This window comes from Streptomyces sp. ITFR-21 (assembly GCF_031844685.1).
Classification (GTDB): Bacteria; Actinomycetota; Actinomycetes; order Streptomycetales; family Streptomycetaceae; genus Actinacidiphila.
On the sequence record NZ_CP134605.1, the window covers coordinates 6,483,784 to 6,503,603 of the forward strand.

The 19,820-nt window shown below is 70.9% G+C and carries 33 protein-coding genes, 1 tRNA gene and 1 pseudogene; 31 read left to right on the top strand and 4 right to left on the bottom strand.

All coding sequences use genetic code 11. The features are described from left to right. Positions 1-329: 329 nt before the first annotated feature. The 16 genes from RLT57_RS28725 (at position 330) to RLT57_RS28800 (ending at position 8,753) form a co-directional block, all read left to right on the top strand. Positions 330-815 carry a hypothetical protein gene (locus RLT57_RS28725; protein ID WP_311300160.1) on the top strand — a complete coding sequence of 162 codons (486 nt, stop codon included), beginning with the start codon at positions 330-332 and terminating at the stop codon, positions 813-815. Next, positions 812-1,039 (top strand): hypothetical protein, encoded by a 228-nt coding sequence (locus RLT57_RS28730; protein WP_311300161.1) that lies wholly within the window; start codon positions 812-814, stop codon positions 1,037-1,039. The genes RLT57_RS28725 and RLT57_RS28730 overlap by 4 nt, the downstream gene beginning before the upstream one ends. Before the next feature lie 115 nt (positions 1,040-1,154). After that, positions 1,155-2,282, top strand: a complete 1,128-nt coding sequence (locus RLT57_RS28735; protein ID WP_311300162.1) for a recombinase RecT — start codon at positions 1,155-1,157, stop codon at positions 2,280-2,282. 63 nt (positions 2,283-2,345) lie between these two features. Next, positions 2,346-2,870 (top strand): hypothetical protein, encoded by a 525-nt coding sequence (locus RLT57_RS28740; protein ID WP_311300163.1) that lies wholly within the window; start codon positions 2,346-2,348, stop codon positions 2,868-2,870. After that, positions 2,867-3,586, top strand: coding sequence for an exonuclease domain-containing protein (locus RLT57_RS28745; RefSeq protein ID WP_311300164.1), 720 nt, complete (start codon positions 2,867-2,869; stop codon positions 3,584-3,586). The genes RLT57_RS28740 and RLT57_RS28745 overlap by 4 nt, the downstream gene beginning before the upstream one ends. Beyond that, entirely contained in the window at positions 3,586-3,831 is a 246-nt protein-coding gene (locus RLT57_RS28750) for a hypothetical protein (RefSeq protein ID WP_311300165.1), read from the top strand. Before RLT57_RS28745 ends, RLT57_RS28750 begins: the two co-directional genes overlap by 1 nt. Continuing rightward, positions 3,828-4,181: a hypothetical protein gene (locus tag RLT57_RS28755; RefSeq protein WP_311300166.1), complete on the top strand. Its 354-nt coding sequence runs from the start codon at positions 3,828-3,830 to the stop codon at positions 4,179-4,181. The genes RLT57_RS28750 and RLT57_RS28755 overlap by 4 nt, the downstream gene beginning before the upstream one ends. After that, complete coding sequence (locus RLT57_RS28760) at positions 4,178-4,732, top strand: hypothetical protein (protein WP_311300167.1); 555 nt, start codon at positions 4,178-4,180, stop codon at positions 4,730-4,732. Before RLT57_RS28755 ends, RLT57_RS28760 begins: the two co-directional genes overlap by 4 nt. Beyond that, the gene (locus RLT57_RS28765) at positions 4,729-4,944 is read left to right on the top strand and encodes a hypothetical protein (RefSeq protein ID WP_311300168.1); all 216 of its coding nucleotides are present in this window, start codon (positions 4,729-4,731) and stop codon (positions 4,942-4,944) included. The genes RLT57_RS28760 and RLT57_RS28765 overlap by 4 nt, the downstream gene beginning before the upstream one ends. Then, positions 4,941-5,216 carry a hypothetical protein gene (locus RLT57_RS28770; RefSeq protein ID WP_311300169.1) on the top strand — a complete coding sequence of 92 codons (276 nt, stop codon included), beginning with the start codon at positions 4,941-4,943 and terminating at the stop codon, positions 5,214-5,216. The genes RLT57_RS28765 and RLT57_RS28770 overlap by 4 nt, the downstream gene beginning before the upstream one ends. Continuing rightward, entirely contained in the window at positions 5,213-6,016 is an 804-nt protein-coding gene (locus RLT57_RS28775; RefSeq protein ID WP_311300170.1) for a hypothetical protein, read from the top strand. Before RLT57_RS28770 ends, RLT57_RS28775 begins: the two co-directional genes overlap by 4 nt. Beyond that, positions 6,013-6,642, top strand: a complete 630-nt coding sequence (locus RLT57_RS28780) for a helix-turn-helix domain-containing protein (protein ID WP_311300171.1) — start codon at positions 6,013-6,015, stop codon at positions 6,640-6,642. The genes RLT57_RS28775 and RLT57_RS28780 overlap by 4 nt, the downstream gene beginning before the upstream one ends. 259 nt (positions 6,643-6,901) lie before the next feature. Next, positions 6,902-7,411 carry a hypothetical protein gene (locus RLT57_RS28785; protein ID WP_311300172.1) on the top strand — a complete coding sequence of 170 codons (510 nt, stop codon included), beginning with the start codon at positions 6,902-6,904 and terminating at the stop codon, positions 7,409-7,411. A gap of 72 nt (positions 7,412-7,483) precedes the next feature. Further along, on the top strand, positions 7,484-7,861 hold the full coding sequence (locus tag RLT57_RS28790; protein WP_311300173.1) for a hypothetical protein: 378 nt from the start codon (positions 7,484-7,486) through the stop codon (positions 7,859-7,861). Between the two features lie 156 nt (positions 7,862-8,017). After that, positions 8,018-8,662 (top strand): hypothetical protein, encoded by a 645-nt coding sequence (locus RLT57_RS28795; RefSeq protein WP_311300174.1) that lies wholly within the window; start codon positions 8,018-8,020, stop codon positions 8,660-8,662. An 8-nt stretch (positions 8,663-8,670) separates the two neighbouring features. Beyond that, positions 8,671-8,753: transfer RNA gene (locus RLT57_RS28800), tRNA-Leu, on the top strand. Positions 8,754-9,003: 250 nt separating this feature from the next. Here RLT57_RS28800 and RLT57_RS28805 read toward each other — a convergent pair. Further along, positions 9,004-9,216: a hypothetical protein gene (locus tag RLT57_RS28805; RefSeq protein WP_311300175.1), complete on the bottom strand. Its 213-nt coding sequence runs from the start codon at positions 9,214-9,216 to the stop codon at positions 9,004-9,006. A 770-nt stretch (positions 9,217-9,986) separates the two neighbouring features. Between RLT57_RS28805 and RLT57_RS28810 the strand changes: the two genes are divergently transcribed. From RLT57_RS28810 to RLT57_RS28865, 12 genes are all read left to right on the top strand, one after another. Then, positions 9,987-10,310, top strand: a complete 324-nt coding sequence (locus RLT57_RS28810; RefSeq protein ID WP_311300176.1) for a hypothetical protein — start codon at positions 9,987-9,989, stop codon at positions 10,308-10,310. Between the two features lie 3 nt (positions 10,311-10,313). Then, positions 10,314-12,065 carry an LAGLIDADG family homing endonuclease gene (locus RLT57_RS28815; protein WP_311300177.1) on the top strand — a complete coding sequence of 584 codons (1,752 nt, stop codon included), beginning with the start codon at positions 10,314-10,316 and terminating at the stop codon, positions 12,063-12,065. After that, positions 12,062-12,757, top strand: a complete 696-nt coding sequence (locus tag RLT57_RS28820) for a hypothetical protein (protein WP_311300178.1) — start codon at positions 12,062-12,064, stop codon at positions 12,755-12,757. Before RLT57_RS28815 ends, RLT57_RS28820 begins: the two co-directional genes overlap by 4 nt. A gap of 74 nt (positions 12,758-12,831) precedes the next feature. Then, positions 12,832-12,987 (top strand): hypothetical protein, encoded by a 156-nt coding sequence (locus RLT57_RS28825; RefSeq protein ID WP_311300179.1) that lies wholly within the window; start codon positions 12,832-12,834, stop codon positions 12,985-12,987. After that, positions 12,984-13,295: a zinc finger domain-containing protein gene (locus RLT57_RS28830; protein ID WP_311300180.1), complete on the top strand. Its 312-nt coding sequence runs from the start codon at positions 12,984-12,986 to the stop codon at positions 13,293-13,295. The genes RLT57_RS28825 and RLT57_RS28830 overlap by 4 nt, the downstream gene beginning before the upstream one ends. Further along, entirely contained in the window at positions 13,292-13,573 is a 282-nt protein-coding gene (locus tag RLT57_RS28835; protein ID WP_311300181.1) for a hypothetical protein, read from the top strand. The genes RLT57_RS28830 and RLT57_RS28835 overlap by 4 nt, the downstream gene beginning before the upstream one ends. Then, positions 13,570-13,776 (top strand): hypothetical protein, encoded by a 207-nt coding sequence (locus RLT57_RS28840; protein ID WP_311300182.1) that lies wholly within the window; start codon positions 13,570-13,572, stop codon positions 13,774-13,776. The genes RLT57_RS28835 and RLT57_RS28840 overlap by 4 nt, the downstream gene beginning before the upstream one ends. A gap of 16 nt (positions 13,777-13,792) precedes the next feature. Beyond that, positions 13,793-14,551, top strand: a complete 759-nt coding sequence (locus RLT57_RS28845) for a hypothetical protein (protein ID WP_311300183.1) — start codon at positions 13,793-13,795, stop codon at positions 14,549-14,551. Positions 14,552-14,565: 14 nt separating this feature from the next. Next, a complete protein-coding gene (locus tag RLT57_RS28850; RefSeq protein ID WP_311300184.1) occupies positions 14,566-14,970 on the top strand; it encodes a DUF4326 domain-containing protein in 405 nt (134 codons plus the stop codon). Between the two features lie 45 nt (positions 14,971-15,015). Continuing rightward, complete coding sequence (locus RLT57_RS28855; protein WP_311300185.1) at positions 15,016-15,285, top strand: hypothetical protein; 270 nt, start codon at positions 15,016-15,018, stop codon at positions 15,283-15,285. Positions 15,286-15,829: 544 nt separating this feature from the next. Next, a complete protein-coding gene (locus tag RLT57_RS28860) occupies positions 15,830-16,192 on the top strand; it encodes a hypothetical protein (protein ID WP_311300186.1) in 363 nt (120 codons plus the stop codon). Next, a complete protein-coding gene (locus RLT57_RS28865; protein WP_311300187.1) occupies positions 16,185-16,490 on the top strand; it encodes a DUF6011 domain-containing protein in 306 nt (101 codons plus the stop codon). Before RLT57_RS28860 ends, RLT57_RS28865 begins: the two co-directional genes overlap by 8 nt. Before the next feature lie 6 nt (positions 16,491-16,496). Here the strand turns inward: RLT57_RS28865 and RLT57_RS28870 are convergent, their stop codons facing one another. The 3 genes and pseudogenes from RLT57_RS28870 to RLT57_RS28875 form a co-directional block, all read right to left on the bottom strand. Then, positions 16,497-16,985 carry a hypothetical protein gene (locus tag RLT57_RS28870; RefSeq protein WP_311300188.1) on the bottom strand — a complete coding sequence of 163 codons (489 nt, stop codon included), beginning with the start codon at positions 16,983-16,985 and terminating at the stop codon, positions 16,497-16,499. A gap of 106 nt (positions 16,986-17,091) precedes the next feature. Next, a pseudogene (locus RLT57_RS33605) lies at positions 17,092-17,406 on the bottom strand (DUF6221 family protein); the annotation flags it as partial. Beyond that, positions 17,403-17,645 (bottom strand): hypothetical protein, encoded by a 243-nt coding sequence (locus tag RLT57_RS28875; protein ID WP_311300189.1) that lies wholly within the window; start codon positions 17,643-17,645, stop codon positions 17,403-17,405. The gene RLT57_RS28875 and the pseudogene RLT57_RS33605, both read right to left, overlap by 4 nt. 223 nt (positions 17,646-17,868) lie before the next feature. Between RLT57_RS28875 and RLT57_RS28880 the strand changes: the two genes are divergently transcribed. The 3 genes from RLT57_RS28880 to RLT57_RS28890 all read left to right on the top strand — a co-directional run bounded on the left by RLT57_RS28880 (position 17,869) and on the right by RLT57_RS28890 (position 19,672). Next, on the top strand, positions 17,869-18,228 hold the full coding sequence (locus RLT57_RS28880) for a hypothetical protein (RefSeq protein WP_311300190.1): 360 nt from the start codon (positions 17,869-17,871) through the stop codon (positions 18,226-18,228). Further along, positions 18,225-18,686, top strand: a complete 462-nt coding sequence (locus RLT57_RS28885) for a hypothetical protein (protein WP_311300191.1) — start codon at positions 18,225-18,227, stop codon at positions 18,684-18,686. The genes RLT57_RS28880 and RLT57_RS28885 overlap by 4 nt, the downstream gene beginning before the upstream one ends. Positions 18,687-18,976: 290 nt before the next feature. Then, complete coding sequence (locus RLT57_RS28890; protein WP_311300192.1) at positions 18,977-19,672, top strand: hypothetical protein; 696 nt, start codon at positions 18,977-18,979, stop codon at positions 19,670-19,672. Positions 19,673-19,820: the final 148 nt, after the last annotated feature.

The following is a 19,820-nucleotide window of genomic DNA, read 5'->3' on the forward strand; positions in this document are numbered from 1 at the left end:
CGCCAGCCTGAAGTGGGTCCGCCGCAGCTACAACGTGCCCGCGTTCGTCGGAACTCCGATCGGTTACCAGGGTGCCCCGGGTGGTGACCGGTGATGGCCGCTGAGTCTTCGCGTCTGGCTCTGCTGCGCCGGCTCATTTCCCGTCAGGGCGGGGAGTGGACCCCGGGCCGGGTGGCCCGTGCCTACGTCGCCGCCGGGGTGGATGCCCCGAAGCGGGCCACGCGCCGGGCCGACCTCAAGACCCTGTGGCGGCGGGGGGTTCTCAGTCTCCGCCAGCAGCCCGGCAGGCGCTTCTACGTACCCACAACCACAGCCCCGAGGGGGCAGCAGTGACTCACCAGACCATGACCCACGGGCGGCGCCTGCGCCTCCCCGCCATCACCCGCAGACAACTCCACCGCCGCACCCACGACCTGCACGCGCTCCTGGAGCACACCCGGCAGCAGGCCGACCAGCGGGCTGCCGCCGATGCCCGGCGACTGGCCGGTGCGGACCGGCTGATCCGCGATCAGCAGGCGCGCATCGATGAGCTGACGGCCGACCGCGTCGACGCAGGCGTGCTCCGCCAGCAGCTCGACGCGGCCGAGGCTGCGAACCGCACGCTCCGCGCGGACAAGACGGCGCTGCGGGCCCTGGTCGAGAACTTCACCGCCATCGACGTGCCGCCCATGGTGCGCGACACCAGCGACGGCCTTGACCAGGTCACCGAACCCATCTATGCCGGGGCGCTCCGCGAATGGGCCGACCGGCAGGAACACCAGCAGGCCACACCGCAGGTCACCACCCTCACCGACGCGCTGGGTGGTGCGGCGTGACGCCGCCGGATGTGCTGTACCGGCACCGGGACGGCCTGTATGACGCGACTGCCACCGCCTGGGACGCGCACCAACTCCAGCCCCTGGCGCCCGAGCCGGACCCGAAGGCGCGCCCGCTGGTGCACCGGGCGGGCTGCCGGATGGCGCCGTGGCCCGACCTCGCCGCCGTGTGCCCCTGCACCGCCGACCAGCGGTACACCCGGCGCCGGCTCGACATCACCTGACCCACCCTGAGCGCCGTGCTTGAGCCACCCCCCGGCCCGCACGGCGGACCGGCCCCCGCACCTCCCCCTGCGGGGGCCGGCCATCCAAACCACACACCATAAGAGAGCGAGAGCTATGAGTACCGAAGTCATGCGCGCACCGGTGGCCACATCCACCGCCGCCGCTCACCGGGGAGGCGGCGCGCTATCCCTGGGGCAGATGACTCCGCAGGAAGCGTGGCGGTTCGCCGAGGCGCTCGCGGATACGCCGCTACTGCCGGACCAGTACCGGCGCCAGCCCGCATCGGTGTTGTGGGCGATGGAATACGGACGCGCCCTCGGGCTCGACGTGGTCACCACGATCACCACCATCCACGTCATCAAGGGCAAGCCGTCGCAGTCGGCGGACCTGATGCTGTCCCGTGCCCGCACGGCTGGCCACCGCGTGCGTATCCAGTCCGAGCGCACCCGGTGCGTCGTGACGATTGTCCGCGCCGACGACCCCGACGACGAGAACAGCATCGAGTGGACGCTCGACGACGCGGTAACTGCCGGTCTGTGCGAGATCCGCAACGGCCGCCCGTACTCCCGCAGTAGCAAGGGCGAGCCGCAGAGCTGGGAGAAGTACCCGCGGGCGATGCTGCGGGCGCGTGCCCTGTCCGAGTGCGTCCGCATGGCGTGCCCCGAGGTGCTGCACGGCGCGATCTACACCCCGGAGGAACTGGGCGCCCGGGTGGACGAGTCGGGACTGCCGATGGAGGCGGAAATCCAGCAGCTCCGCTCGGTGCCCGCTGGTGAGCCCGACCAGTGGCAGCAGCCAGCTCACTCGCAGCAGACGCCGCCGGCTGTGGTGGCCGCCGGAGTCGCTGACGTGCCGCCGGAGTCGCTGACACCGGCCGGCCGCGACTACCTGCACGAGGCCCACGCCGCGCCTGACATGGCCACGGTGAAGCAGATCTACGCCGACGCCAAGGCCGAAGGCGGTGTCCCGGAGTACCTGGCGCAGATCGCCCAGGTGGGCGTCGCCAAGAAGAAGGCCGCCGCCGAGCAGCAGGCAGCGCCGGGCCGAGTCGTGGCCGGCGAGGTCATGTCCGCACAGGAGCAGGCCGAGGCCGCCGAGCAGGAACTGCGCACCTGGGCTGGGCGGGTCGGCCTGCCCGAGATCGCCGCCGACTTCGAGGGCGCCAAGGGCGTGCCGCTGTCGGAAGCCACAGCTGAGCAGATCCGCGGCTTCCTCACCGAACTCCGCGGCAGTGCCGCGTAACCCCCGCAGACGGGGGCCGCTCCCGCGCGAATCGGGAGCGGCCCCACCCCTCAAGGAGACCACATGTCCGACCTCCAGGAACTCGCCCTCGAAGAGGCCGCACTGAAGACCCTCGCCGACGCCGTGCTCGACCGCCTGAAGGAAGTGAAGGCCACCATGCAGGAAGCGCTCCTCGCAGACGGAATCTCCAAGGTCGAGGCGAAGCTGCCCGACGGCACGAAGGTCGCCACGATCTCCCGCTCGGACGCCAAGCCGGCCGCCGTCGTCACCGACGACGACGCGTTTCTGAGCTGGGTGCGCGAGAACTCCGCCCACAACATCACCTCGAAGGTCGTCACCGAAGTCCGTCCCGCGTACCGGGCAGCGCTGCTCGCCGAGATGACCGCCGCGGGCGTCGCCGAGTGGGTCGACCAGGAAACCGGCGTCATCCATGACATCCCCGGCGTCGAAGTCCGCGCCACCCGGTCGCTCACCCACTCCGTGCGGCCCGTCGCGGGCGGCCGGGAGGCCATCGCCGAGGCGTGGCGCACCGGCCAGCTCAATCACCTGAACCTGCCGCCGCACCAGATCACCGGGGGAACCCAGTGACCCGGCCCTGGTACGCGGGGCCTCTGGCCTCCTACGACTGTGAGACAACGGGCATCGAACCGGAGACCGACCGCATCGTCACCGCGGCTCTCATCCGGCCGAACGGCGACACGCTGCGCTGGCTCAGCAACGCGGACGGGGTGGACGTTCCCGTCCAGGCCAGCGACATCCACGGCTACACCACCGACATCGTGCGTTCCCACGGCAAGCCCGCTAAGGAAGTGATCGAGGAGATCGCCGACGCGGTCGCGGGCGAACTGTCGGCCGGCCACGCCGCGCTGGTCGTCATGAACGCCCCATTCGACCTGACCATGCTCGACGCCGAGTGCACCCGTCACGGCGTACCCACGGTCGCCGAACGGATCGGCCGACCGGTCGGGCCGATCGTTGACCCGCTGGTGCTTGACCGTGCCGCTGACCGCTATCGCAAGGGCAGGCGAAACCTCGAAGCGCTCTGCGCTCACTACGGCGTCACGCTGACCAACGCCCACAGCGCTGACGCAGATGCGAAGGCCGCGCTCGACGTGGCCCTGGCGATCGGCCGCCAGTATCCAGAACTGGAAGCGCCGGCAGAAGCCCTGCACGCCTGGCAAGTCACGTGGCATGCCCGCTGGGCTGCCGGGTATGCCGCGCACCTGTCGGCTCGCGGCAACAAGCCAGTGAGCATTCCCGCCGAGTGGCCCGTCCGCCCGCTCCCTGAGGCGGTGACTTCGTGATGGCCATCGCCTGCCTCATCGCTCTCGCCGTGGTCGCTGCTCTTGCCGCCGCGGCGCTCTTCTCCGGGCACATCCCGCTGGTCCGCGAATGGACCGGGGCCGCACCCCTCCAGACCGAAGACGCCACGACCGACCGGAACTTCGCCAAGTCCCGGGCCGCCGGCTACGTCGAATCCGCCGACGACTGGGCCGCCCGCGTCGAAGCCCGTTCGGGAGCCGCACAGACCAAGGAGGCAGGCAAATGACCACCCCGCTGCCCCTGCCGGGCATGCCCGAACCCCCGACCCCGCCTGCGGTGCAGCGCGCGGAGGACTACGAGGAATGGGTGACGGCGGTGTGGCCCGCGTTCGTGGCCGCCGCCGACTCCGGGCAGCCGTTCACCACCAGCGAGGTGCAGCAGCGCAACGACCTGCCCGACCCGCCCAGCCCGCAGTCGCAGTGGGGCTCGCTGCCCGGCCGCCTGAAGGCCGCAGGGCTCATCGAGGAGTGGACCGGTCACGGCAGCGCCAAGAGCAGCCGGCGCACCACCCACCAGTCCCGGGTCGCCACCTGGATAGGCGTACCCGCCCACCGCCGAGCGGAGGCCGCCGCGTGAACACCCATCTGCCCGATGGCTGGCAGTCCTTCGCCTGGCCGGTCGGCTGGCAACCGTCCGACCCGAAGTCCCTCCGCCTGGTTCGCACGGGCGTCCGCCCACTTCCCGAGCGGTTCTGCCTCGCGGTCCGCACCCCGGACATGACCACTCCTGGGGGTGGCGTCGTCTTCACCTACAGGGTCCGCGATCGGGCTGTTGTCCTCGACCACATCGGTGGGATTGGACAGGACATCACCGGACACCTCGCCCAAGTCCTGGCCGCCAACTCTCCAGAGGAATGGCAGCAGATCGCCATGGAGGAGGTCGCCGCGTTCTGCCCCGCCGACAACACGGGCGGCACTGTCAAGCCGGTCAACAAGCGCTACAAGCTGACCGCCGATCACGTCCGCCGAGTCGCCGAGGTCTACAGCGAAGCGCTCGCTGAGGGCCAGCCGCCTACCCGCGCCGTCCAGCAGCGCTTCGACACGGCCCACTCCACCGCGGCGAAGTGGGTTGGCCACGCCCGCAAGGCCGGGCTGCTGCCGAAGACCGACAAGGGGGCCGCCGCGTGAACGGCTACCTTGCCGGAGTCCTGGTCACCGGCTCGCGCACCTGGGATGACGCGCAGGCTATCCGCCAGGCCCTGACGGACACCTGGGGTGAGGGCATCGTGACGCCCGAGTCCCGCCTGGCCTTGGTCGCCGCAGCTCTGGGTGTGGCCGGTGTCCTGCTGGTGATCGCCGGCGTGGTGCTGGGCGGCCGGGCGCACCGGGAGGAGTCGTGACGGGCCTGGACCCGGGGGCGCTGTGTGCCGCCGCGGTGTGCACGGCCGGGCTGGTGCTGCTGGTCCTGGCCGCCATCGGCGCCGCCGTCTTGACCCGCGCCGTCCTCGCCTGGATGGACGCGCAGGCCGCTGACCGAGCGTGGCGGCGCCGCACCACCCACGCCGCGCCCCCCGCCGTCTACGAGCCGAACGCCGACCGGGCCGAGCCCGCCTCCGAGCTCGCGTGGCTCCGACAGCAATTCCCCGACGCACCCCCCTGGGAGGACCAGTGACCACCGCTGTCCGCACCCCGCCATCCCAGTCGGTTGACCCGGCCGCGTACCAGAGATGGGTTCGCCGCCAGAAAGCCTACGGCCGCTGGGAACCCCTCGCCGACGCCGAACCCGTGCGGGCGCACGTCCGCGGCGTCATGCGCGCCGCGGACATCGGGGCACGCCGCTACGCCGACCTCGCCGGCATCTCCCGCGGCACCCTCAACTCTCTTCTCTACGGGCTCGGCAGTGGCCAAGCCGTCGCCCGCGTCACCTCCAGCACTGCCCGGAAACTGCTCGCCGTCCGAGCCGACGCCGCGCATGGCCTTACCCTCCCCGCCGTCGGCACCATCCGCCGCATCCACGTACTCATCGGCGAGGGCTGGCCGCAGATCCACCTGGGGCCGCGCTTCGACACACACCCTCAGTACGTCTCCCAGATCCTCCAGCGCGACCGCGTCACAACCGCCACCGCGGAAGCCGTTGCCCGCGCCTACGCGGCCCTCGAAGGCATCGACCCGATCGCCGACGGCATCCCCCCTCACGGGGTGGCGCTCGCCAAGAACGCGGCCATCCGCAACGGCTGGCGGGACCGCGCCTACTGGGACGACGTCGGCCGCATCGACGATCCCACCTACGACCCGGCCAGCACCGACGGGTCACCCAGGTATATGAGCCTCGGTGAGGACGCGATCTGGCTGAGCGAGCAGGGCCTCACCCGTCGGCAGGTCGCCGACCGGCTCGGCGAGAGTGTCGACTACATCGACCAGTCCATCAGGCGCTACCACGCCGCACTCGCCCAAAAGCGGGCGGTGGCATGAGTGCCACGGTGGTCCCTGCGACGATCGAAGAGAAGTGGCGGGCCCGCACCGTCCCCGTGGACGGCGGCCACCTGATGTGGACCGGCGCACCCGACATGCGCTGGCAGGGCGGCCGGCACAAGGCCAGCCATGTCGCGTTCACCATCCGCACTGGCCGGCAGCCCGTCGGGTACGTCAGGCCCGACTGCGGCATGCGCGGATGCGTACTCCCGGAGCACGTTGACGACCAGCCCGGCAGGCAGCGGACCCGGGCACAGCTGCGGACGCTGCGCGGCCTCGGCGACCGTCCGGCCCTGTGTGCGCAGGGGCATCACCAGGATGTGCACGGGCGTCTCGACCAGTACGGCAAGGCGTACTGCAACGTCTGCTCCGCCATCGCGCATGCCAACTCCGTGGGCACCGGGCACGGCCGTATCGGCACCCGGCACCACGGCGCGGACCGCTGGCGTGTCGCCCTGGACGTCCAGGCCCGGTACTACGCCGGCGGCTCGATCCGCGGCATCGCCCTGGATATCGGCCGCACCTACCGCTACGTCTACGACCTGCTCGTCCTCACCGATACCCGGCTCCGCCCCCGCGGCTACCACCGCGAATTCCACGCCACGACTCCACGGCGGCAGGCGTGACCGGGGTGCTGGTGTGCGACGTGCCCGTCGCCGGCCACGACCCGGGCCCGGTGCGGCCCTACGTGTGCGGGCCCCGCTGCCCCGCGCACACCCCCGCCCGCCTCGCCGGACGGCCCGAAGCGCCTGAACCCGCGCGGCGGGGTGTCGGCACGGCGGTTGAGGCCAGCGGCTCGCCACCTCCCGGGTGACGGCTCACCCGAACCCCAACACTCGCAATTGGCTCGCACATAAGCTCACTAAAGATCAAGGAAGGAAGTCCGTGACCGCCGTCTTCGACCACATCCACCGCACCCCCCGCATAGCAGGCACCCCCACGAAGGCTCTGACGATCCGCCAGCCCTACGCCGACGCCATCGTGCAGCCATCCGACTGCCCGAAGCGGATCGAAAACCGCAGCTGGCCGCTGCCCGCCCGGTACGTCGGCGTACCCGTGCTGCTGCACTCAGCTGCGGCACCCGAGCGGAAGCCCGTCCTGCCCGACGCGTGGGACATCGGCCGCCCCTTCGGCCACCTGTACGGCGTGCGCCCGCTCGGCCAGCTCGGCGTGATCCTCGCCCAGGCCACCTTCGCCAGCTACCACTTCCCCGGCGACGGCTGCGACGAGCAGTGCGTGGCCTGGGGGATGCGGCAGGTCTTCCACTGGCGCATCAGCAACCTCGTACCGCTGGCCGAACCCATCCCGGCCAAGGGCCAGCAGCAGTTCTGGACCCCGCCGGACGACGTCCTCGCCGCCGTACAGGCGCAGCTCCCACAGCACGCCACCACCTGACCCGACGGGGCCGCTCCCGCGCGAATCGGGGGCGGCCCCGCCACCCCATCACAGCACACCAAGGAGAACCCGATGGCCTACTTCCACGGCGGCATTCCCGGCCTGCGCCGCGGTGACCGCATCCTGCCCCCCGACGCCACGGGAACCGAGCACCGGCTGTCGGCACACGCGGAGGAGTTGGGCGCCTTCGGCCACGCGACCCGGACCGACGTCGTCTACCTCGCCACCGAGCGGCAGGTAGCCCGCGCCTACGCCGCTGGCTACCCGGACGGAGCCCTCTACCAGGTGCAGCCGGACGGGGAGGTCGAGCCCGACCCTGACTGCCTCGCCCCGGGCGTCGCCTGGCAGTGCACCGGGGCCACGGTCGTCGCCGTAATCGACCCGGTCGTACTCCTGCGGACCTACACCTTCGCGCGGTTCCTCCGGATGCTCGACGGCTCCGCTGCCTGACCCACCCCCGCCCGGGGCTTCACCGCCCCGGGCCCGCACAGCACCCCGAACCCGGAAGGAACCCGCCGTGACCACCGCAATCGCCCTGCGCGTCGAAGAGATCACCGCCCTCACCTACACCAACCGCGAGACTGCCGACAAGATCGTGAGCCGGCCGTGATCACCAAAGTCCAGCTCTGGGCCGCACCCCGAAGCACCCAGCCCATCCCCAGCCGACCACTGCTCTTCCACGTCACCGGACACACCAACCCCGCCTGGTCGCTATGCGGCACCGCCCGGCACCTCGCAGACCACAAACGCGTCGACGCCACCACCGTCCCGCCCAAGGCCCGCTGCCGCGCCCTAGGCTGCATCGACGCCTGGCCGCCCCTGCCCAAGCCCGTCCGGCACCCGGCGGCGATTTGCCAGACCGACCACTGCACCGCGCTCGCCACCCACGCCACCAGTCGGCTCGGCATTACCGAGACGCTCATGCTGTGCGAGTGGTGCGCCGCGCACTACCGACACCGCCACTACCCGGCCGCGTCCGTCACACGGCTGGAGGCTTACGGAGTCGCGCTCGCCGCCGCCACCCCAGCCGGATTCCTGTACCGCATCACCACCGGCATCCTCGGCGAGCTCCGCCCGTGCGGAATCGGCAACGCCGCCGAAGCCCGCCTGCGCCTGGACCAGGCCCGCCGCGACGGATGGGCCGTTCAAGTCCAACCCGCTGGCGGGTGGCGAGCAGCCCACATCACCACCGGCTTCGCAGGCGAACTCACCCAGGTCATCAGTCTCGACCCATATCCGGCCGGCTCCTGATGTCCCCCGCCCGGTTGGTGGAACGGCAGACACCGCCGGCTTAAAACCGGCCGCCCACCAGGGCATACGGGTTCGACTCCCGTACCGGGCTCGGCACGCACCGCACAGCACAAAGCCCCGCCACCGGGGCCGGAGGAGGGGACGACATGGACGCGAGGCCCACGGACGGCACCTGCACCCACTGGGTGGGCGCCGAACTGCGCTGGTGCCGCGCGCCCGGAGCCGTCAGGTACCAGCAGGGCTGGCGCTGCTCCCACCCCCGCCACGACATCCGGGCCGCACTCGGCCTCGCGCCGCTGGCCGACAGCCCCGGGGTGCCCGCGTACAGGGGGGGAGTGAGGTCAGTCGGCGGGCGGCTTGTCGGTGGACATGCGGCCGATGAGGTCAGCGTTTCGCTGCTTCTTCGCCTTGTTCCACGCGGCGACGCGGGCGTGGGCGTGCCGGCGCAGGTCGTCGGCACGGGAGGTGCCTTCCGCCTTGCACAGCTCGCCGTATGCCGCCCAGGTGGCGTCGTCGATGCGCACGACCCTTCCGGGCGTTCCCTTCGTCGTCATGAGCACAGGGTAACCGACTGCCTTGTGACCGTACACCCCTCCCAATTTGAGTGCCCTCCTATTGACCTACCGGTGACCGGTCACCTCTTGCTAAGGTGGGGACGTGCCAAGGCGGCGCAGTTGGAATCAAAGAGGCCGCCCTGAAGGTCTGGTTCCGCGCGCTCCAAAACACCCTGACCAGCACAGACGAGATGAGAACCATGGGCTACGAACTCCGCCGTCAACTGCGCGAAGCGCTCGGACCGGACATCACCGGTTTGCAGCGCGCCGTTGCGCTGGAGATCGCCGACGACGCCAACGAGAGGACGCGTATGAGCATGGCGCCAATCGATGACCTCGTTCGGTGGACGGGGGCGAAGGACAGCAACGTCCTCCGCAATGCCCTGAAGCGCCTCGCTGCGGCCGGCTGGGAGTTCCGGGTTCCCATCGGCAAGGGCAAGGACGGTCGTGCGCTCTATGCGGTGCCGGGCCTCCGGATGACGTTCCGCGTGCCCACGTTCGAACCCGAAGGGGTAGCCACGGCTACCCCTTCGGGGGCAGAAGGGGTAGCTACTGCTCGCTCTGAAGGTGCCCCCGCTACCCCTTCAGACCCCCAAGGGGTAGCCCCGGCTCGTTCAGAAGGAGCCCCGGCTCGTTCAGAAGGAGCCGGGGCTACCCCCTACTCCTCATACTCCTCAGCTCCTCAAGTAGTTATTACTCCTTCTCCGCAAGGGGTAGCCGGGGCTACCCCTTCGCGAGCGTCGGCCGCGCCGCCTCCGCCCGACTACCACATGGACAAGTTCACCGAGGCATGGCTTGCCTACCCCCGCAGCCTTCAGCCCGAGAAGTGCAAGCAGGCGTGGCGCCTCGCCATGGAACGCGGCGCGGACCCCCAGCACATCGTCGAGGCCGCAGTCGCCTACGCGTTCAGCCGGCAAGGCGAGGACGAGACCTACACGCCGTACTTCGCCACATGGCTGGGAGCGGGTTCCTACGACGACCCCATCAAGCCCAAGCCCTCCGGCAAGCCGAACCTCCGCGCCGTCAAAGGCTCCAGCCACCGGCCGTTCGAGCCCCCGCCCGCCCACGTCTACCAGCAGCAGAAGGGCTTCTGACCCATGCCCGAACCCCAGCGACTCGGCGGTGAGAACGTCATGCGCCGCATCCAGGCCCTCCTCGAAGCCCGCGGCCTCGCCAACGTCGAGCGGGGACCCGTCGACAACACCCCGAGCCCCGACGAACCCGGCCACCCGGACTACCACCACCGGCAGCGCGTCGACATCGCCGTCAACCGCTGGCGCACCGCTGCCCCCTTCCGGTACCAGAACGCCACCGCCACCCACCCCGAGATCGAAGCCTGGGCCGACCATGCCGCGAAGGACCGGCGCTCCGCGGGCTTCCTCGTCCTCACCGGAACCTTCGGCACTGGCAAGGCCCTGCGCGACAGCGAGGAGCTGGCCACCCCGGACGGTCCCCGCGCCATCGGGTCCATACATGTCGGGGACAGCGTGTTCGGAGGCGACGGCGCCCCCTGTCGCGTGGTCGGCGTCTACCCGCAGGGCACCCGGTCGCTCTGGCGTATGCATCTGCGCGACGGCCGCTCCGTCGTGTGCGACGCCGAACACCTGTGGCCCGTCCACAGGATCTCCGACCGGAGCGTCGGCACCCCAGCGAAAGTCATGTCCCTCGCGGAGATGATGAACATCGGCCTCACGTACCCCAGCGGAGTCGCCCGCTGGTACATACCGGCACCGGGTCCGGTCCAATACCCGGCACGCGACCTGCCGATCGACCCGTACACCCTCGGCGTACTCATCGGCGACGGAGGCTTGACCAGCACCACCCCGAACGTCACCACGCCCGATCCTGAGATTCTCGACCTGATCAAGCTTCCGGTCGGCGTGACTCCGCGCGTCCGACCCCGCCAGCGCGACTCCAAAGCCTTGACGTACCTCCTGAGCGGCCGGCGTCCGCGTCCGAATCCGCTCACCGTGGCGCTAAGGGATCTCGGCCTGATGGGACTCCGTTCCAGTCAGCGCTTCCTGCCGGACACCTATCTCTCCGCCAGCCTCGAAGACCGCTTCGCTCTGCTCGCCGGACTCGTCGACACCGACGGGTACATCAAGGGCGCCAGCATTTCGATCTCCACCTCGTCCGAGCGCCTTGCCTCCGACATCCGGAACCTCGTGTGGTCCCTCGGCGGGAACGCAACTGCCCGCCGCAAGGAGACGACGCACCTTCCCTCCTGGACGGTGCATCTCGCGCTCCCAGCCCACATGTCCTGCCCGGCCCGGCTGGCTCGCAGGCTGAACGCCTGGGCCCCGAGGCGCGACGGGAGAGGCAGCGTCGTCGCTGTGACCGGCGTTGAGCGGGTCCCCGATGGCAACGCCACCTGCATCGCGGTCGACAGTCAGGACCACACCTACCTCACCGCCGACTACGTGCGCACCCACAACACCCACCAGGCATACGGGGCGCTCCGCCGCATCGCCGAATCCGGGCCGGACCGCTTCGAGATGATCGCCATGACGGCGCCCGACATGTACGGGCTGCTCCGCCCCGGCGGCTCCGACCGCGGCGCCGAGGCCGAACTGAAGCGGCTCTGCAAGATCCCGCTGCTGCTCCTGGACGACCTCGGCACCGAGAAGATCAGCGAGTGGACCGAAGAGGCCACATACCGGCTCCTCAACGACCGGTACAACGAATGCCGCCCGCTGATCGTCACCAGCAACTTCCCCACCCGAAGTGACGTTGGCGAAGACCTCAGCGACCGGCTCGGCGGACGCATCGCCTCCCGCCTCTCCGAACTGACGACCGTCGTCGTCCTCGAAGGCCCCGACCTCCGCCGCCAGCACAGGAGCATCGCGTGACCCAGCCCAACGGGCCCATCGACGCCGTCCCCACCGCCTATGGCGACATCACCTTCCGCTCCCGTCTCGAAGCCGACTGGGCCCAGACCCTCGACGCCAACCGGATCAAGTGGCAGTACGAACCGCAGACGATCACCCTGCCGTCTGGCGTGAACTACCTCCCGGATTTCTGGCTCCCCGAGCTCGGCACCTGGATCGAAGTCAAGGGCCCCGGCATACCCCGCACTGAAAAGGCCGTCGAGCTCGGCAAGACCCGCGCCTGCCACTGCGAGGGCGACTGCACCTGCCAGTGGCCCGGCGGTGAACTTGTCATCATCGGCCGCCAGTCCCTCACTCCCGGATGGAACGGCCGCGGACATCGACCCGCCGCCGGCTACGCGAACTGGGAAACCGCCTTCGGCCCCAGCGCCTACCACGTGACCTGCCCCCGGTGCGCACGCGACCAGTGGATCACCCTGCGGCGCCCGTGGACCTGCCGAGCGTGCGGTGGCGGGCTCGAAAAGCAGACCGTTCACCAAGCCCACGACCGCACGCTCCGGTTCGTCGAAGGCTCCGGCGGTATCGGGGCGGCCTTCTCCAATCCGGCGCTCTACAAGCCGCTGACGGACGAAGAGATCGCGGCCATCGACCCGTACCAGGACCCCTACAGCCACGACGACCCCTACGGGAGTGGCTACGGCGGCGAGTACTGACCCGCCGCCGGCTCCCCGCCCTGCCGGCCCCGTTGCGAATGCCACTCCTGCCAACTCCTCGAAGGAGGAACCCGATGACCAAGACCACCGCGAGGCGCGGCGCCTGCCCGGCGTGCGGCCGGACCTACGCCCTCACCGGCGACGGAAGGATCCGCAACCACCACCCGAACCGCGGCCCCGGCGACTACTGCCCGGGCTCCCGCGACCTGCCCGCCGGAGAGACCTCATGACCGCCCGCTGGGGCGCCCCGGCCCCGGACGGTGTGCGGCATCTGCTGCGCGCCGACCACCACCCGGCCCGCGCCGTGGCGTGCCCGCACTGCGGGGCGCACGCCCACGCCCCCTGCACGACCATCTCCGGCCGCCGCAGGCTCCCGGACCCGCCCCACCCCTCCCGCATCACCGCCTGGGCCCGCGCCACAGCCGTCTGCCCCACCTGCCAGGTCGCCCCCGGCACCGAATGCCACAACGGCGGCTGGGCGCTCCCCGGCGGGGCCGTACACCCCGCGCGGCAGACCGAAGCCGAGGTGACCGCATGAGCGGCATCAACCGGCCCGCCGCCGGCCGCTACCCGCTCCACCCCGGCCGACCGCTCGTCTTCCGCTGCCGCCGCCGCGGCGTCTGGGGCTTCACCTGCGACTGCCTCGACCAGGCCAGCACCCCGCGGTTCGGCACCGAGTACCCCAACCGCGTGAGCTGGGCCGACGCGATGCGCAAAGCCGAAAGCCACGTCCGGTTCGGGCACAAGAGTCCGGCGCAACTGGAGACCGAACGCCTGGAGCTGCTGTTCGCCCAGCCCGCGCGGAGCCGGTCATGACGCCCCTGGAGCGGCTGCTCGCCGAGGAACTGCCCACGGGCCAGGTCCCCGACTACGCGCTGCCCACCGGCCAGACCCGGCAACCCAAACGCCCCTGGACGCCCGCCGAGCAAGCCGCGCACCGGGACGCACTCCTTGCCGCCCTCGCCGAAAAACCCCCGCCGGCCCGGCGCCACCTGCACGCCCTGCCTCCAGCCGCCTGAGACGAAAGCCGCCCCGATGACCACCTCGTCCAAGTGCCCGACGCCCGGCAAGGCCCGGTATGCCACCCGGGTCGGTGCTGACGTCGCCGCACGCCGCGTGCAGATCGCCGTCGGCCGGATCCTCAACCCGTACCAGTGCAACCCCTCCTGCGGCTGGTGGCACCTGTCGAAGAAGCCGTCGACCGTGATCCCCGCCGACGCCGTCGCCGACCCGGAGACCCTGGCGCGGCTGACCGCCATGGCCGGTCCCGATTTCCACCTGCTCGTCGCGGAAGAGGCCCGCGAACGTTGCGCCCTCGGCGAGCGGATAGCCATCCGCGACCCGGCGCTCCTCCAGCGGTGGCGCGGCGCGCTCGGCGCGCTCATCCACGACGTCAACGAACAGCTCGCCCGCGGGCTCAACCCGGATGTCGAGTGGCGCCGCAAGACGACCGCGTTCAAGGACTGCCTGGAATCCCGCCGCGCGGAATGCGCGGAGCGCCGCCGGGCCTCCGGTGAAGCCGAAGCCGCCGAGCGGCACGAGGAAGCCGAAGCCCGCAAGGCAGAACGCGCCGCCGAGCGGCGGCCCCCGCAAGGCGAAGCTAACCGGCTCCGCGCCGAAGCGGGCCAAGCGGCCATCGGCCGGCTCATCCAGGCCCACCACCCCGAGTTCACCCGCTACCTCGCAGAGGAGTGCCAGCGCGTCGGCGGCGAACTGCCCGCCCGGGTCCGGCGCTACCTCGACCAGCAGGACAGCCCCCCACACACGACCAGCCCCGCCCCGTCCGCCGCCTGAAAGGCAAAGCCGCCGTGACCGAAACGTCCACACCTGCCCGTATCCGGCGCAAGCACACCGCCGGGTGGCGCGCCCCGCTCGACGCCCAAGCCCGACCGGCCCGCTACGTCGGCCGCGGTACCCGCTACGGCAACCCGTGGGTGATCGCCGAGACCGACACCCTGTCCGGCTGGACCGTGAACTGGGCCGGGATCGGCCGGCCGCCGACCGGCCTGCGCCCCGAAATCCCCGCACACAACCAGCGCGACGCCCACACCTTGGCCGTCGAGCTTTTCGAGGTGTGGGTCCACAGCCAGCCCGACCTGCTCGACCGCGCCCTGCGCGAGCTCGCCGGCCGCGACCTCATGTGCTGGTGCCCGGCGTCGCTGCCCTGCCACGCCGACGTGCTCCTGGCCCTGGCCAACCCCACCCCAGCCTGACCCGCCCCGCCCTGCCGCCTGCCCGAACCGAACGAAACGGACGCCATGATCACCGACATCCCGCCCCGGCTCGAAGCCGCCGCCGCCCTGGCCGCGACTCACTGGGACCCGCACACCTGCTCCATCGGCGATCTGCTCGACCGCGTGGCCCTCCCCGTGGGCCGCCCTGACGCCGTGGACCTGTGGGACGCCGTCGTGACCCACCTGGGCGACGAGCTGACCGTGCCGTGGGAGCTCCGCCCCGGCCGCACCCGCGCCGAGGTCGCCGCGATGCTCCACGCCGCCGCGGCCAGGGCCGCCGGGATGCCGCGGTGACGGCGCGGGAGCACGCCCCGGCGCCGGGCGTCACGTGGGAGACCCGGCTGGCCCGGGTGGAGACCGTCGCGCCCGACGACGGCAGCGACCCCGGGGCGGAGCCGGCGCGGCCCAACCGGGCTACGCGGCGCGCACAGGCCCGCGCCGCACGGCGGAGGAAGCCGTGACGGCCCCGTCGCGGGCCACGGCGGGGACGTGGAGCGCCGAACTCCCGCCCGGGGCACCCCGGGAGGGGTCGGGGGGTCGTGCGGGCCACAGCGGGCCACAGGCGAACGGGGGCGATGGACGCTCCGGGATCGGCGGGCAGACCGGATCGGCCCCGTCGCGGGCCCTGAGCGCCCCTCTCGCGGCCTCTCAGTCCTCCGGCGGGCTCCGGGTCCAACTCGGCCCAGCGCGGCAGGCAGGCGCACAGCACCGCCGAACAAGCAGTTGGGCCGCGTCTTCTCGCCGCGCTGCCCCGGCGCCGGACTGAAACCCACCACCCCCTGACCCCGCCCGCCTGTGGCCCGGCTGACCGGCCGGGCCACCCCGCGAAGGAGCACACGTGAGCCTCGACCTGACCGCGCCCGGCCGCTACGACCCCGAACCGCACTGGCGCCGCTACCTCGCCGACAACGGCCGCATCATCGTCGTCTGCGTCCAGGACTTCGACTACGGCGACTACGACGCCGGAAGCTTCATCGACCAGGACACCTTCGCCACCAGAGAGGAAGCCGAGGCCGCGCCGATCCAAGTCGGTCCGCTGCTCACCCTGATCGAGACAAGCCGGGACTTCGTCGTGAGGGCACAAGCCCTCCGGCTTGTCCTCGCGGCCGTCGGCGGCAACGGTGTCGCCGTGAGCCTTCCCCGCTCGGTCACGAGCATCTACCCCACCGCCCCCGCCGGCGAGGAGGCACCCCATGCCTGAGACCGTCCACGCCTGCCCGCCCGACGTCACCGGCCTCACCCCGTGCTGCCGCCGACCGCCGTCCGAACTCCCGCCCACCGACCGCATGACCCCGGACCCCGCCCCGCTGCCCGGCCTCCACGCGGAACCGGGCGCGGGGCCGGCGGTCGTCAGGTGCCGCCTCTGCGGACACCCCCTCACCAACCGCGCCGCGCAACTCCTCCGGCTCGGCGACGAATGCGCACGCAAGCTCGGGCACAGGGATGTTCGCGGGCCCGGGAGGTTCCAGGTGGAACAGGACGGGCTGCCGGGGGTGTGAGGGTGCTCAGTTGTCGGCGAGTTCCCCAACGCGGGCTGCCGCCAGCGTCAACTCCGTTCCACCCGCATCGAGTTCCTGTCCGGACCGCGCGATCAAGTCGCTGTCGTATGCGGATGTGCCCGTGATGCAGTCGGCTGCGGCGTTAGAGAAGTCGTCGAGCGCCGTAGCCCAGTGCCCCTGTGTTGCGTCATCCGGAATGGGGGCAGCGGCCTGCGCGTCAGCAACGTCACTCTGGAGGCTGATGCAGTTGCTCAGCATGCCGGAGAAGTCGACGTCACCTGCGGAGCCGGAGATGGTGGTCAGATCAGCACTGATCGCCGTGATCTGGCTGTCGCCGTTCTGGGAGTACCAGTCCCTGACTGCTGCGGCAGTGTCGGAGAGGCCGACATCCGCCACGCTGCTGGAGGTGGGGATGTCGGCGGCGTCTTGGCCGTCCGTGCCTTTGGATCCCCCTCCGCAGGATGATGCGATTCCGCCGATGATGGCGACGACCACGATGAGTCCAAAGCAGCCGAGGCCATGCCACTTCTTCCTTCGCGGTCGGCGCCCACTTCGGGTCGTAGTCGGGATGGGCGGCGTAGGCGGCTGCGAACAGTTGGAGGGAGTGCTCCATGGCGGCGGCGAAGCCGCTGACGAAGAAGGAAGTGCCGCTGGGTCCTATGGCGAAGTCCGGTTCCGGGAGGCTGGCGTTGTGCCGCGCTTGAACAGCGAGACAAATGATCTTTCGCCTCGCTTTGAGTTCGGCCAGCAGCCGCGCCTTGGCGATGCGGACGTAGGGATAGCTGTTCCACTCACCCGTCTCTTCCCACTGGATTGCCCACGGGTCGAGCGGGTAGTCGTTGCCGTCAGACTGCCTCTCCGCCTGGAGTTCCTCCTCGTCCAATCGGGCCTGGAGGAACTCGATCAGACCGGTCATGCGACTTCCTCCACGGTCCACGAGATGACGATCTGCCGGTCGCCGGGCTGGAACCGGAGTATCCCCGGCGGCATCTCCGACCCCTCGGGCAGGCCGGTCTTCTCCCGGTACTCCGTCCACGCCGCTGCCGCTGCGGCCGACACCGCCTCGTACTCCGCGCCCTCATCCGCCGGCGCCGGAACGCGGAAGATGCGGGTCGTCTCCGTCTTGACGTGCGTTTCTGCGGTGAAGCCGGGCATCCGGGCACTCCTCGCTCGCTATTTCGCGCCAACCGCCGCCCAGTTGCGACGATATGGCAGACAATCTAGCGCCATATGCTAGTGCTAATGTGCTAGCACTATGGACGACATTCGGCCCCCCGACCTCCGGCGGCTAGCCCAACACGCCCGGACGCGACGACACGACCTCGGACTCCCCATCACCAGCATCGCCGCCCAAGCCGGACTGTCCAAAGACACCTACGTGCGGATCGAACGCGGCCAGCCCGTCAGCGCCAGCAGCTACACCAAAGCCGAGACCGCGCTCGGATGGGCCGTCGGCACAGTCCGCAGCGTCATCGACGGAGGCGAACCAACCCTGGCCGCGTCCGCACTGCAAGCAGACCCCGCCGGCCTCGGGCAGGCATTGGCCGGCGCCGTCGCCGCGGTTGCCGAATACCTGATCGGTGCGCAGGTCCGGGATCCGCGCGCCATCGTCCAATCCGTCAACCGGGCGGAGTTGCACAACGCGATCCGCGAACTGGCCCACACCGACCCCGCCTGGTGGACCGGCGAACTGAACCGCGTGGCCGGGACCGCCGGAAAAAAGGAAGTCCGCGGATGACCACCTACGACGAACTCACCCCGGATGCGCTACGCGACCGGATTCTGACCGCGATACGTGACGCCGACAGTCATTCCTGCATGTACCAGGAGGGGATCGACGCTGGCGAACTGGCGGACGCGGTGATGGAGGTGCTGGACGGGGAGGCATCCGGCACCTGCGACGCCAGCACCATCATGAACCTCGGGTTCTTCGGCCGCCCCTCCACCTTCGGCCCGTGCATCCTCCGCCACGAACACGACGGTCCGGCCCACAAGGACGCCAATGGGGCGGAATGGCGGCCGACCGAGGGCGGTGTGATCGAAGCGCCAGAGTCCATGACCGAAGAGCAGATCGACGCCTTCCGAGCCGCGTGGGTCCAGCACTACGCCGACCACGTCACAAGTGGGTCGATCTGCATCCACTCACCGAGCCAGGTCGCCGAGTCTCTCGACCAGCAGCAGAAGGGACGGCCATGATCTGCACCCGATGCGCGACCGCCGCCGACGCCCAACTCCCAGCCGACCGGCATTGCGGCGACCTGGGCTGCACGTGCGGGCATCGGGCCGACAGAGGTCGGGCTGGCGCGCATGTCGATCCCGACACCCAATGCCGCGCCGAGTACCACAAGGCCAACGAGTCGTCTGCACGGTGCCAACTGCCGTCTGGCCACGACGACGACCACCGGCAGCGGACTGCCCCGGACGCGCCCTTCAACTGGCCCGAGCCGATCGCCATTTACCCCGTCGACACCCCGGAGGATTGATCGATGACCGAGCTAGCCACGAGCACGCCCGAGTCCGACGTACAGGCCGCCCCCGCACCCGTGCCCGACGCTGCGCCCCCTTGCTCCAACTGTGGACATCCGCACGCCGATCATTCCCGGACGGCGGAGCAGCGGGCACGCTACAACCTGCCGAACCGCCCCTGGTGCCACGACTGCGATGGGACGTGCGACTACCAGCCCGCCGCCTCCGTCGAGGCGAAGAGGCACGGTGCCACGCCCGAGCAGGCCGTCACCTATGAGGACATCGTGTTCACCCGCCGTGTCGGCCACCCGCTCAGCGTCGACACCGCACCACGCCACTCCAAGATGAGTCTCGCCCTGCTCTTCGACGCCCGCGCCTACATCCACGCCCACGACCCCGGCCACCTCGTCTTCGCCGATCAGGTCGAGTATGCCGTCACCGGATACGACCCGGCCGACTGCACGCTGACCCTGGAGCTGGCCAAAGACCACCGGCCAGACCAGAACGAGTCCGAACCAACGGCCGACCTCGACATCACCCCGTACCTCGTCATCCACCGCTACCGCACCGACCGAGGCGACTGGTCCTGGTCGTGGCGCTGCTGGGGCGACGGAGACTGCGACGGCTGGCTCGCCCTCGACCTCTCCGACCGGACCTACGCCGAGCGGAAAGCGCGCGAGCACCTCGCCGACGAGCACGCGAGCCCCACCCCATGAGGGGCATCTGCCTGTTCGCCGCCACGTTCCTCGGCGCCTGCATCGTCTGCGCCCAGCTCACCCACCAAGCAGCCCCGCCTGCACCTGACACCGCCACCACCATCGTCACACCCAGCGGCCATGCGACGATCGATCAGCAGGAAGGAGC

Bases quoted from the DNA above. Each gene is read 5' to 3' on its own strand.
- RLT57_RS28735 (WP_311300162.1), top strand. From the start codon at position 1,155: ATGAGTACCGAAGTCATGCGCGCACCGGTGGCCACATCCACCGCCGCC.
- RLT57_RS28740 (WP_311300163.1), top strand. From the start codon at position 2,346: ATGTCCGACCTCCAGGAACTCGCCCTCGAAGAGGCCGCACTGAAGACC.
- RLT57_RS28750 (WP_311300165.1), top strand. From the start codon at position 3,586: ATGGCCATCGCCTGCCTCATCGCTCTCGCCGTGGTCGCTGCTCTTGCC.
- RLT57_RS28755 (WP_311300166.1), top strand. From the start codon at position 3,828: ATGACCACCCCGCTGCCCCTGCCGGGCATGCCCGAACCCCCGACCCCG.
- RLT57_RS28780 (WP_311300171.1), top strand. From the start codon at position 6,013: ATGAGTGCCACGGTGGTCCCTGCGACGATCGAAGAGAAGTGGCGGGCC.
- RLT57_RS28790 (WP_311300173.1), top strand. From the start codon at position 7,484: ATGGCCTACTTCCACGGCGGCATTCCCGGCCTGCGCCGCGGTGACCGC.
- RLT57_RS28805 (WP_311300175.1), bottom strand. From the start codon at position 9,216: ATGACGACGAAGGGAACGCCCGGAAGGGTCGTGCGCATCGACGACGCC.
- RLT57_RS28810 (WP_311300176.1), top strand. From the start codon at position 9,987: ATGGACAAGTTCACCGAGGCATGGCTTGCCTACCCCCGCAGCCTTCAG.
- RLT57_RS28815 (WP_311300177.1), top strand. From the start codon at position 10,314: ATGCCCGAACCCCAGCGACTCGGCGGTGAGAACGTCATGCGCCGCATC.
- RLT57_RS28825 (WP_311300179.1), top strand. From the start codon at position 12,832: ATGACCAAGACCACCGCGAGGCGCGGCGCCTGCCCGGCGTGCGGCCGG.
- RLT57_RS28830 (WP_311300180.1), top strand. From the start codon at position 12,984: ATGACCGCCCGCTGGGGCGCCCCGGCCCCGGACGGTGTGCGGCATCTG.
- RLT57_RS28835 (WP_311300181.1), top strand. From the start codon at position 13,292: ATGAGCGGCATCAACCGGCCCGCCGCCGGCCGCTACCCGCTCCACCCC.
- RLT57_RS28840 (WP_311300182.1), top strand. From the start codon at position 13,570: ATGACGCCCCTGGAGCGGCTGCTCGCCGAGGAACTGCCCACGGGCCAG.
- RLT57_RS28845 (WP_311300183.1), top strand. From the start codon at position 13,793: ATGACCACCTCGTCCAAGTGCCCGACGCCCGGCAAGGCCCGGTATGCC.
- RLT57_RS28855 (WP_311300185.1), top strand. From the start codon at position 15,016: ATGATCACCGACATCCCGCCCCGGCTCGAAGCCGCCGCCGCCCTGGCC.
- RLT57_RS28865 (WP_311300187.1), top strand. From the start codon at position 16,185: ATGCCTGAGACCGTCCACGCCTGCCCGCCCGACGTCACCGGCCTCACC.
- RLT57_RS28875 (WP_311300189.1), bottom strand. From the start codon at position 17,645: ATGCCCGGCTTCACCGCAGAAACGCACGTCAAGACGGAGACGACCCGC.
- RLT57_RS28885 (WP_311300191.1), top strand. From the start codon at position 18,225: ATGACCACCTACGACGAACTCACCCCGGATGCGCTACGCGACCGGATT.
- RLT57_RS28890 (WP_311300192.1), top strand. From the start codon at position 18,977: ATGACCGAGCTAGCCACGAGCACGCCCGAGTCCGACGTACAGGCCGCC.